The organism is Fibrobacter sp. UWB4 (assembly GCF_002210345.1).
Lineage (GTDB): Bacteria > Fibrobacterota > Fibrobacteria > Fibrobacterales > Fibrobacteraceae > Fibrobacter.
The window spans coordinates 108,985-124,558 of the sequence record NZ_MWQI01000004.1; the positions used below are offsets into that span (position 1 = coordinate 108,985).

At 47.6% G+C, this 15,574-nt stretch carries 12 protein-coding genes; 7 read left to right on the plus strand and 5 right to left on the minus strand.

Annotation, left to right across the window (positions count from 1 at the left end):
- Position 1: 1 nt before the first annotated feature.
- From B7990_RS08625 to B7990_RS08645, 5 genes are read right to left on the minus strand one after another with little or no spacing between them, the layout of a single operon-like run.
- Positions 2 to 1,075, minus strand: coding sequence for a hypothetical protein (locus tag B7990_RS08625; RefSeq protein WP_088640571.1), 1,074 nt, complete (start codon positions 1,073 to 1,075; stop codon positions 2 to 4).
- Entirely contained in the window at positions 1,072 to 3,798 is a 2,727-nt protein-coding gene (locus B7990_RS08630; RefSeq protein WP_088640572.1) for an amino acid adenylation domain-containing protein, read from the minus strand. Before B7990_RS08630 ends, B7990_RS08625 begins: the two co-directional genes overlap by 4 nt.
- A gap of 5 nt (positions 3,799 to 3,803) precedes the next feature.
- Positions 3,804 to 4,547, minus strand: a complete 744-nt coding sequence (locus tag B7990_RS08635) for a thioesterase II family protein (RefSeq protein WP_088640573.1) — start codon at positions 4,545 to 4,547, stop codon at positions 3,804 to 3,806.
- A 17-nt stretch (positions 4,548 to 4,564) separates the two neighbouring features.
- On the minus strand, positions 4,565 to 6,283 hold the full coding sequence (locus tag B7990_RS08640) for an ABC transporter ATP-binding protein (protein WP_088640574.1): 1,719 nt from the start codon (positions 6,281 to 6,283) through the stop codon (positions 4,565 to 4,567).
- Entirely contained in the window at positions 6,283 to 8,037 is a 1,755-nt protein-coding gene (locus B7990_RS08645) for an ABC transporter ATP-binding protein (RefSeq protein ID WP_088640575.1), read from the minus strand. The genes B7990_RS08640 and B7990_RS08645 overlap by 1 nt, the downstream gene beginning before the upstream one ends.
- Before the next feature lie 254 nt (positions 8,038 to 8,291).
- Here B7990_RS08645 and B7990_RS08650 point away from each other — a divergent pair, with 254 nt between their 5' ends.
- From B7990_RS08650 to B7990_RS08680, 7 genes are all read left to right on the plus strand, one after another.
- Positions 8,292 to 8,999, plus strand: a complete 708-nt coding sequence (locus tag B7990_RS08650; protein ID WP_088640653.1) for an energy transducer TonB — start codon at positions 8,292 to 8,294, stop codon at positions 8,997 to 8,999.
- A complete protein-coding gene (locus B7990_RS08655; protein WP_088640576.1) occupies positions 8,999 to 9,565 on the plus strand; it encodes a MotA/TolQ/ExbB proton channel family protein in 567 nt (188 codons plus the stop codon). Before B7990_RS08650 ends, B7990_RS08655 begins: the two co-directional genes overlap by 1 nt.
- Entirely contained in the window at positions 9,558 to 9,950 is a 393-nt protein-coding gene (locus B7990_RS08660; protein ID WP_073423809.1) for a biopolymer transporter ExbD, read from the plus strand. The genes B7990_RS08655 and B7990_RS08660 overlap by 8 nt, the downstream gene beginning before the upstream one ends.
- A gap of 4 nt (positions 9,951 to 9,954) precedes the next feature.
- Positions 9,955 to 12,330: an RND family transporter gene (locus tag B7990_RS08665; RefSeq protein WP_088640577.1), complete on the plus strand. Its 2,376-nt coding sequence runs from the start codon at positions 9,955 to 9,957 to the stop codon at positions 12,328 to 12,330.
- Between the two features lie 9 nt (positions 12,331 to 12,339).
- A complete protein-coding gene (locus B7990_RS08670) occupies positions 12,340 to 13,113 on the plus strand; it encodes an outer membrane lipoprotein-sorting protein (RefSeq protein WP_088640578.1) in 774 nt (257 codons plus the stop codon).
- Between the two features lie 162 nt (positions 13,114 to 13,275).
- Entirely contained in the window at positions 13,276 to 14,496 is a 1,221-nt protein-coding gene (locus tag B7990_RS08675) for a DUF1302 family protein (protein WP_088640579.1), read from the plus strand.
- A 124-nt stretch (positions 14,497 to 14,620) separates the two neighbouring features.
- The gene (locus B7990_RS08680; protein ID WP_088640580.1) at positions 14,621 to 15,562 is read left to right on the plus strand and encodes an AraC family transcriptional regulator; all 942 of its coding nucleotides are present in this window, start codon (positions 14,621 to 14,623) and stop codon (positions 15,560 to 15,562) included.
- Positions 15,563 to 15,574 lie beyond the last annotated feature (12 nt).

Genomic DNA, 15,574 nt, shown 5'->3' on the forward strand with positions numbered 1-15,574 from the left:
TTTAAATTTCTCCTTCAATTTCATCACTCACGTTCTTTGTTACGCATGAAAAGGATTTTATGTTGCTTAGCTTGTTGATGATGTCGTTGCTTAAGTCCGTTTCGCCCAGAAGAAATTCTTGATGGGGGAGTCCTTTTTCTAGGACCGTTATGACCGTAGCGCCGGCTACAGAACCTGTTAACTGCGAAGGCGCAAGTCCCGAAATGATCAATTGCTTTTGACATTCGGTCCCGTTTGCGGTTCCGTCAATGTTGCAAACGAAAATGGTGTTTTCGCTTTTTCCGAAGCAGTCAAGCTGGGTTGAACGGCAAATTTCTTCGATTGTCTTTTCTGGATTTTGCTTGTATTGCAATCTTGCAGAATCCAAGGTCCTTAAAGTGCGTTCGCCGCCAAGGCACATCTGGAAACGGGCTTCCTTGAATCCGGTTTTCTTAACGACAGCAGCGGATTCTTCATCAAAGTAGGGGAACGATTTGAATGCTCCGAGAAAACTTTCCAGGACATCCGTCGGGCTTGTTGGTGTCGGCGTGAATGGTTGCAATTCACCGTCTTTCCAATAGCTCATGGAATGGTTGGTGCTCTCGAAAATCCCTTCCATGTAATCACGGGCGGCCGTGTACGAGAAGGAACCGATCCCGCCGTAATAGAAATCGCACTTTTCGACAGAGTCGAAATGTTGTGCTAAGTATTGCGGGATGAGTCCAGAAAGCCCGGGAATGCTCCCTGCACCGTAAATGATGGAAGTGTTGGTTTTTCCCTTGCGGTAACCGACGATTCCCAAGTGGACGATAGGAACGTTTGCAACGGAGGCGATGTCGTCCATTTGCAAGGCGTCTTTTTCAGAAATCTTTGTGCAGTCCAGGATGCAATCGCATCCGGTTATGAATTGCCCAATGCTTTCCTTGTCGGACACATCGACTTTTACCCAGTCTGCGTCTGCAAATTCTTCACGAATTTCAGGAGCGACTTTGTCGATATTGCGCCCGCCAATGCGGAGTTTTTGCGAACTCTTGGCTTTGATGAATCTCGTGGCCCAAATTCCGATGTTTCCGTATGCACCGAGGATGCCTATCATATTTCTCCTTCTTCGATATCGCCAAGAGCGTTGATGCGTTCTTCGAAAATAAGGGCGAGGTCGTGCAATTCCGCATTCTCGAAAAACTCGCGGAGTGAAATTTCGACACCGAACTGCGTGTGGATTTTTTCGATGAATCGCGTGGCCAGGAGGCTGTCTCCACCGATTTCAAAGAAGTTGGCGTAACGGTCGATTTTTTCAAGTGAAAGTAGCGACTTCCAGATGCTTGCGATTTCTCCTTCGCGTCCTTCGTAGTTCTCGTTTACATCGACGGTAATTGTCTTTTTCAAATACGCGGTAATGGTTTTGCGGTCCACCTTGGCATTAGCCGTGAGCGGGAACTTGACGAACACTTCTGTTCTGGACGGAATCATGTACGGAACGAGATTCGTCTTCAGATATTCATCAAATTCGCTACCGAGAATTTCCTTGGCGTTTGTAGATTTTTGAGCAATAATTGTTTGTACGAAGTGCGAATTGTTTTCAAGCGAAATGGTTTCGAAAGGCAGTTCCTTGAAAATGGATTCCCATTCTTCATCTGTCAAGAGCGATGTGAAACGGCGCAAGCGCGTGTACTTGGCAAAGCCGCTTTCTAGAACGGCGGAACTTACAATGGCAACCGGGTCGAAATTCTCGAAATCGAGAGCCATGAACTTTCCGCCTTTTTTGAGAATCATGTAGGCGAAGGAGATGGCGTCGGCGGGGTTGTTGTATGTGTGCAAGAAACCTGCGTCAATGACGAGATCGTAAGAATCCAATTCCTGTACACAGGCGCTGAGGTCCAGTTGCTTGAATCTAAGACTATCTTTCCAGTTGTGCAATGTGTCACGGGCTTCGTCAAGCATGCCTGTGGATTCGTCAAACAACGTAACTTCCATCCCGTTCTTTTCGTAGGAATTCAGGAATTCTCGTACGCCAAGCCCGGAACGCGCATTTAGGAATGCAATTTTCTTGATGTCGTTAGCGGCTGCAAGCGTAACGGCCTTGCCGATGAAGGCTTTGAACGGAGCGCTTTCGCAAAGCAGTTTTTCTGGAGCGAAAAATTTGTTGTTTAAAAGGTCCGTTTCCGGGCGGTTGCCGAGAAGTACGTTTTTCAGCAGTTCGACATTTTCGGCACAGTTCAATCCTTTTGAAAAATCAGAGTCTACACTCGGACGGATATTTTCAAAGCCGTTCTTGAAAAGCCAATTGTTCCACAGTGCAAACGCGTTCTTTGATTTCTCCGGGATGGTCTTGACGCTGGAACGTATATCGTGAATCAGTGCTGCGACAGCGTTGGTGCGCTCTGGCAAATTGTCGTCTTCGTATTTCTCTACAAAATTGTAATCGTATTTGGCAATCTTTTCTTTATTCAGTGCTGGAATTACCGCTGCGACAATTTCCTTTTTGGCTCCGTTTTCAACGACGACTGCGGCGGCGTTGACGATGCTTGATTTTTTCTTGATGACGTTTTCGATTTCACCGAGTTCGATGCGAAAACCGCCGAGCTTGATTTGCGTGTCGAGACGGCCCAGGAATTCAGAATTTCCGTCGGGCATCATGCGGACCTTGTCGCCAGTTCTGTACCAGCGTTCTCCATTTTCAATAGGGAAGCGCTCCTGTGTCAAATCCGGCTGGTTCAAGTAGCCTTCGGCAACGCCGATGCCGCCAATCCAAAGTTCACCCGCTTCACCTGTCGGGCATTCTTGCCCTTTTTCGTCCATGACCTTGATTTTCTGGTTCAGTAGCGCCTTGCCGTAAGGAATGGATTTCCATTCTGGATCCAATCCGTTGACTTCATACCAGACAGACCAAATGGAAGCTTCTGTCGCGCCGCCGAGCGAAATGAAATTGCTGTTCGGCCAAAGCTTCTTTGTCGTGCCGAATAGCGGGAGAGGAATCCAGTCGCCTGAAAGCATCACGGTTTTTAGCGGGATTGTGCTTGCCTTGTCGCCTGCGACAATCGTGAACATTTCAAAAAGTGCCGGGACGGAATTCCACAAAGTCACTTTTTGATCGCTTGCAATCTGTTTCCAGATGTTCGCTTCTTTCTTAGTTTCTTCAGAGAGGACGATGACCTTTCCGCCCAAGGAAAGCATGCCGAAAATGTCATAAACGGAAAGATCAAAGTCCAATTCCGAAATTGCCATGCAGGCGTCATTGGCTGTTAAATTGAAACGTTCGTTGATGTCGCGGATGGTGTTGCTTGCGCCACGATGCGAAATCATCACGCCTTTCGGGACGCCAGTTGTGCCGGAAGTGAAAATGATGTAGGCGAGGAGAGACGGGTCTTCGACAATTTCGTCCTTGCTCATCGGGGCGTTTTGCAAAGCTTCATTGACGACGATGACCTTCCAGGCTGAATTTTCCTTGCGAATTTGTTCTGCGTGTGCTTCATCGGTGATGATTGCAGAAATCTTTGCGGCATCAAAAATCTTGTGCATCCTTTCCATCGGCTGGTGTATGCCTACAGGGACGTATGCTGCGCCGACCGCCTGAATCCCGAGCGTACAGAAAATCTGGTTCATTCCCTTCGGGAGGACGATGGCAACGAGGTCTTTTGCTTTGACCTCGGCTTTTTTCAACGTGGAAGCGATTTTCAACGCGCTTTCAGAAAGCTCGGCGTATGTTTTGTAATTGTAAGTGCCGTCTGCATTTCGCGATACGAGTGCGGTCGCTGATGGCGTTTCAAAAGCTTTTGCAAAAACGGCAGAATGGATGCATTCAAGATTGTTTGTGAACATAAATTTTAACCTGCTGTAGCGAGATATTCTGGATATTTTTCTGAATTCAAAACGAAGAAATGGTCTCCTTCGAATTCCTTTTCCTTGAATTCTTTTGTTGTGACGGTTTGCCAACGCTGCATGATTGTGGATGTGGCGCCGATGTCTCTGGAACCGCAATTGATGTAGATCGGGGCGTCAATGCGTTCGCCATTGTAAATCAGGCTTTCGTTGAGCGTGTAATCCTTGCGGACTTCTGGGAGCACAAAGTGGAGCAGTTCCTCGTTTTCAAGAATTTCCTTGGGCGTGGCGTTGTACTTTTTGAGTTCGCGGATAAGCGCATCGTCGCCCATGTAAGTCTTGAATTCTCCCGGATCTTCATCCTGCGGGGCCTGGCGGCCTGCGGCGATAAGCTTTTCCGGGCGGATGCCGTATTTGCTTTGCAAGTGCTCTGCGACATAGAATGCCATGGCGGCACCCATGCTGTGTCCGAACAGGATAAACGGTTTTCCTTGTGTGACCTTGATGATGCATTCACAAAGCGGATCGAGGAGTTTCTTGAAGTCGCCGACAAACGGTTCGCGGCGGCGAGTTCCCTTGCCGGGAAGCTCGATGCAGATGAAATTCGTGTTTTTCTTTTCGAAAGTCCACTTGCGGTATACGCTTGCGGAACCTCCTGCATGGTGAAAACAGAATATTTTTTTATGTTCCGTGTCGTTTAGGGCATAAGTGGAGAAGGGGAACCAGCGTTCCTCGAGAGTTTTTTCCATTTTTGGAGGTCCTTTGTTTAGGTAATGCTCCAGCCTGCCGAAGCTTCCCTGATATTCAAGAATTTCTTATAAACGCCTTCTACATTGCAGAGTTCTTCGTGCGTTCCGCGCTGTACGATGTGTCCGCGGTCGATGACGAGAATCTGGTCTGCATTCTTTACCGTGTTCAATCGATGGGCAATGGAGATGACCGTTTTCCCCTTGGTGAGTTCTCCGATAGCTCCCATCAATTCAGATTCATTTTCAGGGTCCACAGAAGATGTCGCTTCGTCAAGAATGACAACAGGGGCGTCTTTCAGGAGAGCGCGAGCAATCGAGATGCGCTGCTTTTCGCCACCGGAAAGGCTGCTGCCGTTTTCGCCGATGATGGTGTTGTAACCGTCAGGAAGCGCTTCTATGAACTCGTGGCAACGGGCGCGCTTTGCAACTTCTACGATTTGTTCGTGCGTGGCGCTTGGGCACCCGAAGCGGATATTGTTTTCGACGGTGTCGTTGAACAGGAAAACATTTTGGAACACCATCGAAAAGTGCGATAGCAATTCATCCGGAGCATAATTCTTGATGTCCTTGCCGCCGAATGTGATTGATCCAGATTTTACATCCCAAAAACGGACAATCAGGTTGCATAAAGTGGTCTTGCCGCTGCCGGAATAACCGACGATCGCGCATTTAGACTTTGCCGGAATCTTGGCGCTGACCTTGTCTAAAATGATGCGGGAATCGTAGCCGAAAGTTACATCCTTGATTTCAATATCGGTATTCTTTTCATCAACAGATTCAGTTCCGGTCAGTCTTGGTACATTGTAAGTTTCGTCCATCTGGTCCATGGCGGTTTCGATCTGTTCCATCAGGAATGTTCCGTTGGCGAGTAGTTCCATTTGACCGTAGATGACAAATGATGAGATAATGAACATTATTCCGTATTTGAAGTCCATTGATCCCTGCAAAGTAAGCCATGCAGAAATTAAGGTTATTATTCCGCTAAAAACTTCAAGTGTGCCCCTGAACAATCCGTGCGGAACGAGAATCCCTTTTTCCATATTGACGCTCGTCTTTTCAAACTCTTCAAAGGTTTCATCGAGCTTGGCGGCGTTGCCGCGCCCAAAGGAGCGGACGACTGCAATGCCTCGGATGTATTCGATAACATTGTTTGTGACTTTTTCTACGGCGTTGTATCGCTTTAAGGATAATGCCGAAGATTTCTTTTGGATGAGGGATAAAAATAATGTGGAAAGCAAAATCCCGAAGATAGCGACAGCTCCGATCTTCCAGTTGAAAATCATAAGGAAAATCGAAACACCGATGCCTTGCAAAATCCCGCCGACAACATTGTCAACGGCCATCATCGTGAAGTTTTCAAGAGTCGCCATGTTTGTCGTAATTGTATTGTTGATGCGGCCGAGCGATTCTTTTGAGAAGTATCCCATCGGGGCGTTCTTCAGCTTATCGCCAAGTTCAAGTCTCTTGTCCGTAAAGATGATGTATCCTGCGGCGGTCATGAACATATTTGTCAAGAACTTGAGGATGGTTTTACCGAAAAGTCCTGCGGCTAAAATTCCGACGGTTTGCCAAATGATTTCCATCGAGAGGTTGTCGATGTGTATGAGCACCCAGAGGAATGCAAAAACCGAGAAACTGTTGAAAACTGAATTCAGAATGCTACAGACAAGTCCCCAGTAAACACGATTTTTGTATTTGCCGGAAAGCTTGATAATTCTTCTCAAAGTTTTAAGCATTATGCCACCTCCTTATTGTCGGAACTTGCAATGTGGCGTTCCCACATGGATTTGTACAAATCGCATTTTTTCATCAGTTCGTCATGCGTGCCGCTATCGGCAAGTTCGCCTTTTTCAATGACCAGAATCTTTTCGGCATTCTTGATGGTCGAAAGCCTGTGTGCAATGACGATGAGCACCTTGTCGTGAATGAGTCTCGAAAGTGCCTTCTGGATTTCAGCTTCGTTTTCGGGGTCGGCGTAAGCGGTGGCTTCGTCCAGGATGATGACGTCTGCGTTTTTGAGAATTGCACGTGCAATCGTGATGCGCTGGCGTTCGCCTCCGGAGAGTCTGTTGCCGGCATCGCCTGCCTTTGTGTTGTAGCCGTTTTCAAGCGCGCTGATGAACTCGTGGCAACCGGCGGCCTTTGCTGCTTCGTAGACCTCTTCGTCGGTTGCTTCTGGGCGGCCCATGCGGATGTTTTCCATGATGGAAACATTGAACAGGTAATTGTCCTGTGCAACATAGCTGATTTTTTGCATCTGCTGCTTGAACGGAATCTTGGACAGGCTTATGCCACCGAGCAATATGTCGCCTTCACCCACATCCCAGAATCCGGCCATCAACTTGGCAATGGTGGATTTTCCGCTGCCAGAATGTCCGACAATTGCGGTAACGCCTTTTTCTGCGGTCTTGAACGAAATGTTGTTCAAAACATTCTTTTCTTTATAGCCAAATGTTACATTCTTAAATTCGAAGGAAGAACCGCTGAATTTTACATTTTCGCTCGGACGGATTTGATCCTTTTCGTTCAAAAATTCGCTGACCTGCTTAAAAGCCTGGAAAACGGAAGCGAACATTTCGGCGTAGTTCATCGATGCCAAAATCGGTCCGGAAATGCCCATGCTGAGCACGGCGCATGTCAGGAATGTTGCAAATTCGATTTTCCCGTTCATGAACAAGTAGGTGCCAAGAGGGAGTGTCACGAGCAATGTGGAAGAAAGCGTGTTCAAGCCTGCTGCGGAGAAAAACCAGCAGCTGCGCCACCATTCAAGCGTCGTATCGCGATAGTACTTGCAGGCGTTCGTGAACTTTCCAAAAGAAGAAGCGCTTTGGTTGAAAGCCTTGATGACTTCGATACCGTTCACGTATTCCACGATGGCGTCGTTCATGTCGGCGTTTGCCTTGAATTGACGCGCGGACTTTTCCTTGTAGCCGATTAATTGCCCCATGGTGACCAGAAATCCCAATGGAATGGTTGCGATAGCGCCGAGAGCCATACGCCAATCCATGACAAACAACACGATTATTATTGTCAAAGGAGTCACGATGTTTGCGGTCATTTCTGGCACCATGTGAGCAAAAGGTTTTTCGATGCGTTCTACCGTATCGACGACGAGCATCTTGTAAGAGCCGGAAGCTTTGTCGAGCATGACACCCATCGGAATGCGTTCCATTTTTTCTGTAATCTTTGTACGTAATGCTTTTAAAATGGAAAATGCGGCTTCATGCGAGGTCATCGTCGAAAGCGTTGTCAAGAAAACTTTTATTGCATAGGCGACGATGGCGATAAAGCTGTAAATCAATACATCGTTGCTTGTTGCCGTCTTGTAATAGAATGCTGAAAGTAATTTGGCAACGCAAAAATAAGGGATTATTCCGCAGAGTACGCCTAAGACGGCGTAAAAGGAAGCTCTGAAGAGTTGAAATTTTTTATTTCCGGCAAATTGCCATAATAAAGTAAATGAATTATTTTGTTCTTTATCCTTAACCATGTTTGTGAAATTCCTGAAAAGATAGTTTAGGCTAACAAAATTTAGAACAAAGAACATTGTTTTTGAAGAATTTTTTCTGATTTAAGACGGATTGGATTTAAGCAAAACTCTTTGGATTGTTGGCGAAATTCGCTTTAAAACGCCTCTTGTTTCAAAAATGTTACCCTAGTCTAATCGGAGCTTTTTTAAACCGTTTAGAGTAGAATAAGGGGGCCGCTCTAATTTATTTTTGTCCGTCCATTAGTGTGGTTAAGATGACTCAGAAACGAATTTATTCAGCTTTGTCTTTCAACAAGGCATTCTATATAGGGCTTGCCGTTGCAATCCTTATCCATATCGCCACGCTTTTAAACCCTTATTTCAAAAAAGAAGAAATCTCGACGCAACGCCCGGATTCTCCCGTCATGCATGCGGAAAAGGTCTATATAGCGCCTCCTCCGCCTCCTGAGGCGCCTCAGGTCGTAAAAAAGATTGTCCGTGCCAAAATCATCCCGAAGGTGGTCGAAAAACCGGTCGAAGAACAGCCTCCTGAACCAGAGCCAATCCCTGAACCGGTTGCAGAAACGGCCCCGGTTGCAGTTGCAGAGCCTGTCGTCGAAGCGCCTCCTGCGCCCCCCGTGGTCAAGGAACCTCCCAAGCCTTCGGCAGATTCCGTGAAAATGGTGACCCGCACCTACTTGCGCTCGCTCAAAAAGCAGCTGGAGCAGATCAAGGATTACCCTGCGACGGCCAAGCGCCTGAAGCAGGAAGGCACGGTGCGTGTGCGCTTTACCATCCTCGCCGATGGCAAAATTGAACAAATTGAAGTCTCGGAATCGAGCCGCTATTCTTCCTTGGACAACAGTGCCTTGGATGCTGTGACGAAAATGGAAAAGTTTCAACCTATTCCAAAACTTTTAGAAAAAGAACGCTGGAGAATCGAAATTCCAATCCAGTACAAACTTAATGCAGGGAGATCGTAATGAACTTCATTCTCGACTTTGTCAAACAGGGCGGTTACATCGGCTACATCCTGGTTGCACTGAACTTTATCGGTTATGCCATCATTATCTGGAAGGTGATTTCGCTAATTGTCTTTAATAAAACGGTTCAGCCGCGATTGACAGACAAAGTTATCCATCGTGTGGTGACTTGCAATACCGACCATCACATCATTACAGAAAGCATCCGCACCGAAATCGGCCTTGCTTTCTCGCCGCTCACAAAGGGCCTTACGACAGTCGAAAACATCGCATCTATTTCTCCAATGCTTGGCCTCCTCGGTACGGTGGTGGGCATTTTCAACGCTTTCACGGTGATAGCGGCCTCGGGCCTTGATGATCCATCCGCTTTTGCGACGGGCATTAAGTTTGCTCTCGTGACAACGGTCCTTGGGCTTGTGGTCGCTATCCCGCACGTGATTGCGTTCAACTATCTGAACGCCCGCATGGAGCAGGAACAGGACGAAGTCGAAAACCAGGTGCTTTTGCACTTGGGCAAGACTTTGCAGGAACGTGACGCTAGAAGAACGGAGTCTCGCAATGGCTAAAAGACGTCGTCGCATATCGCTGGACATGACGCCCTTAATTGACTGCGTGTTCTTGCTGCTCGTCTTCTTTTTGGTGACTTCAGTCTTTAAGCAGGATAAATCGGTCCTCAAGCTTTTATTGCCTGAGACTTCTAGCGAAGTGAAGCAGGAAGTTTCTGAAGGATTCTTTATAGAACTTTCAGAATCGGAAATCGCCATCAACGGTGAATTGGCGACAGTTGAAATTTTGAAGAACAAGAGCGCTGCCGTGCAGAACAAGAAAGCTCCGGTGGCCTTGAAAATCGACAAGAAGACTCCTTACGAAAAAGTCGCAGAAGTCTTGGATGTTCTCCAGATGGAAAAGATTTACAACATACAATTCGTCAATGAATTAAAAAAGGAGTGAGAAGATGTCACGGATTCGAATAAATATCGAAAAGGTGAACGAAAAATTTGAAAACTTTGCAAGGTTCCTGATTTCGCACAGGGCCTTGCTTCTGGTTTCCTTTATCGCCTTGCTTGCGATTTCGATCGTGGGCATGAAAAAGATTTACGTCGAAGCCTCATGGGATAGCTACTTCATCGAAGGCGACCCGATGCTTGTCGAAACGGACAAGTTCAAGGAAACGTTCGGCAATGACTATTTCGTGGGCGTGATGGTTGAAACCGAACAGTCTGTCTTGACGCCGGAAAACCTGAAGCTCTTGCGCGAACTTTCAAACGAGCTGCGCGATAGCCTCTCGTATTCTGACGGTAAGGCCACATCGATTGTCGATTTGGAATACATGCTCGGCACGGACGAAGGCATGGAAATCGTGCAGATTGTGCCGGAAGAAATTCCGACAGATGCAGCGGGCCTTGCCGAAATCGAAAAGCGCCTCGCCGCAAAGCCGGAGCTTGCAAAAAAGCTCATCTCTAAAGACCGCAAGCAGGCCTTTATTAACGTGAAGCTCCGTCCGTTCCCGGAAGATTCCGTGTGGAAGGCCGAAGGCGAAGCGAAGGGCGTTAAAGCCGAAGCTCCCGACATGAAGACGGGCCGCGAAACTTCTGAAATTATTGCCAAGGAAAAGTACGCCCCGCTGCACCCTCTTGCAACGGGTATGCCTTACTTGAGCCATCAGAAACTCAAGTATATAGGTGAAGAAATGAGCCGCATTTTCCTCATTACGGTTCTTTGCTCCATCATCGTGATGTTCCTTGTGACGCGTTCGCTGCGCGGAATTATTTCTCCGCTGATTACCACGTTCGCTGGCGTCATCATGACATTTGGCTTGGTGGGCTATCTCGGACTTTACATGGACGCTACCAACATCATGGTGCCTGTCATCTTGGCGTTTGCCGTTTCCATTGCGTATAACATTCATATCCATTCTTTCTTCCGCAAGAATATGATGCTCACGGGCAAGCGCAAGGAATCTGTGCTCTATGCCATGAAAGAAACCGGCTGGTCAGTGCTGTTCTCGGGCCTCACAACGATTGTAGCACTTCTGTCGTTCCTGTCGGTTATGCTTAAGCCTATCCGCTCCGTGGGCATTCTTTCTTCTATCGCTGTTGGCTTCATTCTCCTTGTGGCTCTTACAGTTTCGCCGATTCTCCTGAGCTTTGGCAAGGACAAGGAACCGAATGCCAAGGTGCTCGAAAAGGGCGATACGCGTATGGGCCTTATCCTCAATTCACTCGGCCAGTTTGTTCTTAACCACGGGAAGCCGATTGCAATCGTGTTTGCTGTGATTACGGCAATTTCGATTTATGGCGTCACCAAGATGGAACCCGCTTTTGACGTGGAACGCACGATGGGCCGCAAGGTCGAATACGTGAACAAGATGCTCTACGTCGCCGAATCTGAAATTGGTAGCTTCTACTCTTACGACTTGGTGATTGACTTTGGCGCAAACGACAAGGCCAAGGAAGTCGAAAATCTCAAGAAGCTGGAACAGCTGCAAAAGCATGCGGAAAAGTATCCGCTGACAAAGCGCTCCACTTCCATTCTCGACATCTTGAAGGATTTGGACCGCACATTGAATGAAAACCGTCAGGAAATGTACGCTATCCCGGAAACAGAAGAACAGGTGGCTCAGCTTTTGCTCCTGTATGAAAATGCCGGCGGTTCCGAAGCGAGCTACTGGATGGATTACGATTACAAGAAGCTCCGCTTGATGGTCGAAATCTCTAGCTACAACTCCAATGAACTCCAGAAGGAAATCGAGGACTTGCAGAATTTCGCACGCGATCTTTATCCGAATGCGAAGGTGACAGCTGTGGGTAACTTGCCGCAGTTTACCGCTATGCAGCAGTACTTGGAAGTGGGCCAGATGACGTCCTTCCTCATTTCTGTTGTGATTGTGGCGGTGCTCTTGATGATCGTCTTCGGTAGCGTTCGCACGGGTCTCATCGGCATGATCCCGAACATCGCTCCGGGTATTTTCGTGGGTGGCTATCTCGGCTTCAGCAACATCCCGCTCGACATGATGACGGCTACGCTTATCCCGATGATTATCGGTCTTTCTGTGGACGATACGATCCATTTCATCAACCACGGCCATGTGGAATTTGACCGTTGCAAGGATTACACCGATTCCATTCTCAAGGTGTTCCGCGCCGCAGGCCCGGCTCTTGTAATGACAACGATTATCATGGTGGCAACATTTGCGGGCTTTACGACTTCGCAGGCCACGCAGATGTTCAACTTTGGCTTTGTGGTGTTTGTGGGCCTTGTCTCGGCTTTACTTGCCGACCTGTTCGTGACACCGCTTTTAATCAAGAAGTTTAAAATTTTCGGAAAATAGGAGGATCTTATGAAAATTTCAAAAATTGCTGCGACGCTCGTTGTCGCTCTCAGTACAATGTCCATGGCTCAGACGAATGCCCGTGACATCATGGTCAAGGTCAAGAACCGCCCGGATGGTGATACGCGTTCTTCCTCGATGGAAATGAAGCTCGTGAACAAGAGCGGAAATACCCGCGTCCGCAAGATTACTTCGTATGCGATGGATGTCGGCGAAGATACCAAGACCATCATGTTCTTCCTGTACCCCAACGACGTGAAGGGCACGGGATTCTTGACCGTGAACTACGACGATGTCAACAAGGAAGATGACAAGTGGCTTTATCTGCCGGCTTTGAAGAAGACCCGTCGCATCAGCGGTAAGAGTTCCAAAACTGATTACTTCATGGGTTCCGACTTCACGTACGATGATATTGGCAAGCGCAATGTTGATGAAGATACACATAAGCTCTTGCGTGAAGAATCTGCCAACGGCTTTGACTACTATGTTGTCGAATCTACTCCCAAGAAGGATGGCGAAATCTTCTCCAAGAAGCTCGTCTGGATCCGCAAGGATTGCGATGTCGTCGCCAAGGTCGAATTCTACGACAAGCTCGGCAAACTCCATCGCCAGATGGTTTCTTCGGACATCAAGAAGGTTGACGGTTTCTGGACGGTCGGCAAGATGGAAATGAAGAATGTGCAGACAGGACATTCTACGGAACTCCTCTTCCTCGATCCGAAATACAATATTCAGCTCGATTCCAAGATCTTCTCTGTGAACAAGCTGGAACGCGGGTTGTAGTTAGTAGGAAGTAGACGGTAGGAAGTAGACGGTATTGTCCTGTGTCATCCTGAGCGGAGTCCGTAAGGGCGAAGTCGAAGGATCCAGTGAAGGATTGGTTCCCGTGCCTGCCGCTTTGTCATGCCCGCCTTGCGCGGGCATCTCCCTTTAAGGAGGATTAAAATGTTTAAAAAATTAAGTTTCGCGCTGTTGTCCGCGGCATTTGCCTTATCTGCCCATGCGCAGGACGAACTTTCGCTTCAGTTGAATGGCTTTGTGGATACGTACCATGCGCTCCAGCTCAGCAGTCCGTACAAGATCATGTCTTCGCGGACGCGTCTCCGTCTTGAAATGCGGGCGAATTACGGCGAGGCTTCGCTTTTTTCGAGCGTAAATCTTGCTTATAATGGCATCATTGACGAACAGACTGGTGCGTTCCTTCGCGAAGCGTATCTTGACTACGCCGGCAAATACCTTGAAGTCAAGGCGGGCCGTCAAATTATCACGTGGGGCGTTGCCGATGGGCTGCGCATTACGGACTTGATCTCGCCCATGGACTACACGGAATTCATGGCAAATGATTACGACGATATTCGTGTGCCCGTGAATGCGATCAATCTCAAGTATCCTGGCGAAAGCTTCTCTGCTGAACTCGTCTTTGTGCCTGTTCCGGAGTATTTCGTGATGCCTTCGGGTGAGGATAATCCGTGGACGATGCCTTTGCCGCCCAATGCGAGCATGGATTTGAGCGGGACTCCTGAAAAACATATAAAAAACAGCGAGGTCGGTACACGCTTGCGGTTCTTCCTTGAAAATCTGGATTTCTCGCTTACGGCGCTGCGTACGTTCAACAAGTCCCCTGTGATGATTACGGAATACGACCCGAAGGCGGGTTCCGTTTTGATCAAGGGGCTGTATAAGCCGATGTACGTTCTCGGTGGCGATTTCTCGATACCCGTGGGTGAATTCGTCGTTCGCGGTGAAATGGCTGGGTATTTCGGGGAACCGATCGCTTTGAACGATTCCCGCAGATACCGATTGCGTAAGACGTTTAACGCGTTGCTTGGGTTGGACTGGTATGCCGGTGATAACTGGACGTTCATGGTGCAGTACATGCATAAGGTTATTATGGATTATCGCAGGGAATTGGGCATGGAACAGAACACATCAATGGTTACAGCGCGAGTGTCCAAGGAACTGCTGAATAATACGCTTAAGCTCTCGGTCTATGGAATGTATGATATCGATAATGTGAGTTTTTACATTCGTCCTGCCGCTGATTACCTGCTGAACGATCAGATTACGGTCTCGTTGGGTTCTGATATCCTTGGCGGCCGTCGTGGAACATTCAAAACTTACAATAAAAATACGCAAATATGGGTAAAAGGTAAGTATTTCTTCTAATAGCGTCTCTTGCCGTTTTAGATAAAATTGCTTAAATTTTAGGCTAGTCTAAGTTAGTTTAAACTAATAAAATTGGTTTTAACTAAAATACTTGGTCAAGCCTAATTTTTTTGAGAGAGTGATTATGATAAAGCCCGTACCCGATAAGAATCTGATTCAAATCCAGAATACAGATTTCTTTTCCCATTATATGCTGCAAAATAAAACCGGGACGGGGCATCTTCTAACCTATAACGTTTTGCCGGGTCTGCAAGTTTTTTACAGCAATTTTCACTTGAAGGAATTTACTTTCAATTTCGAAAACCAAGGCAAGAACTTAATTGTGCTCCATTGTCATAACGGCAGCTCGGAATGGCTGAATTCGGAATCCATGCCAAAATCCATGGAAGAGAACGGCCTTGTCTTGCTCGACAGTATGCCTGCAAGCAAGACGTTCAAGTTTCCGGTGCATTGCTACCATGGCATTGCCGTCGTGTTCTCGATGGAACGCTGCCAGTGTGAACTCATGAACATGTTCAAGGCGGTCGGTGTGGATTTTGCAGCTCTTATTGAAAAAATCCAGCCGCTCACGCTCCCGTTGAAGCTCCCGTCAAGCGAGCACGTGAGCCACATTTTCTCGGAGCTCTACAGGCTCCCGAAAAACATCCGCTTGCCGTATTTTAAAATCAAGGTGCTTGAGCTTATTCTCTTCTTGAGCCGCCTCGATTCCGAAGCCAAGTACGAAACAGCGGCGCAGATTCCGAGTGTGTACAAAGACAAAATGGAACTCCTGCGAGAAATCCTCCGCGAAAATGTTGAGGAACATTTGACGCTCGAACAGCTCTCCAAGCAAATCGAGATGAGTCCGACGCAAATGAAGAAGTATTTCAAGCTGGCGTACGGCGATTCCATATATTCGTACCTCAAGACGTACCGCATGAAAAAAGCCACCCAGCTTTTGCTGGAAGGAAAATTCAATGTTGCGGAAGTAGCGAGCCGTGTGGGCTATACAAACTCCAGCAAGTTTGCGCAGGCGTTCAAGGAATACACCGGCTGCTCGCCTAAGGAATACAAGAACAGGACCTGATTTGCGGCGAGT

What these genes read in the sequence shown, in the direction of transcription:
- B7990_RS08625 (WP_088640571.1), bottom strand. Translation starts at nt 1,075, where the DNA reads ATGATAGGCATCCTCGGTGCATACGGAAACATCGGAATTTGGGCCACG.
- B7990_RS08630 (WP_088640572.1), bottom strand. Translation starts at nt 3,798, where the DNA reads ATGTTCACAAACAATCTTGAATGCATCCATTCTGCCGTTTTTGCAAAA.
- B7990_RS08635 (WP_088640573.1), bottom strand. Translation starts at nt 4,547, where the DNA reads ATGGAAAAAACTCTCGAGGAACGCTGGTTCCCCTTCTCCACTTATGCC.
- B7990_RS08640 (WP_088640574.1), bottom strand. Translation starts at nt 6,283, where the DNA reads ATGCTTAAAACTTTGAGAAGAATTATCAAGCTTTCCGGCAAATACAAA.
- B7990_RS08645 (WP_088640575.1), bottom strand. Translation starts at nt 8,037, where the DNA reads ATGGTTAAGGATAAAGAACAAAATAATTCATTTACTTTATTATGGCAA.
- B7990_RS08650 (WP_088640653.1), top strand. Translation starts at nt 8,292, where the DNA reads ATGACTCAGAAACGAATTTATTCAGCTTTGTCTTTCAACAAGGCATTC.
- B7990_RS08655 (WP_088640576.1), top strand. Translation starts at nt 8,999, where the DNA reads ATGAACTTCATTCTCGACTTTGTCAAACAGGGCGGTTACATCGGCTAC.
- B7990_RS08660 (WP_073423809.1), top strand. Translation starts at nt 9,558, where the DNA reads ATGGCTAAAAGACGTCGTCGCATATCGCTGGACATGACGCCCTTAATT.
- B7990_RS08665 (WP_088640577.1), top strand. Translation starts at nt 9,955, where the DNA reads ATGTCACGGATTCGAATAAATATCGAAAAGGTGAACGAAAAATTTGAA.
- B7990_RS08670 (WP_088640578.1), top strand. Translation starts at nt 12,340, where the DNA reads ATGAAAATTTCAAAAATTGCTGCGACGCTCGTTGTCGCTCTCAGTACA.
- B7990_RS08675 (WP_088640579.1), top strand. Translation starts at nt 13,276, where the DNA reads ATGTTTAAAAAATTAAGTTTCGCGCTGTTGTCCGCGGCATTTGCCTTA.
- B7990_RS08680 (WP_088640580.1), top strand. Translation starts at nt 14,621, where the DNA reads ATGATAAAGCCCGTACCCGATAAGAATCTGATTCAAATCCAGAATACA.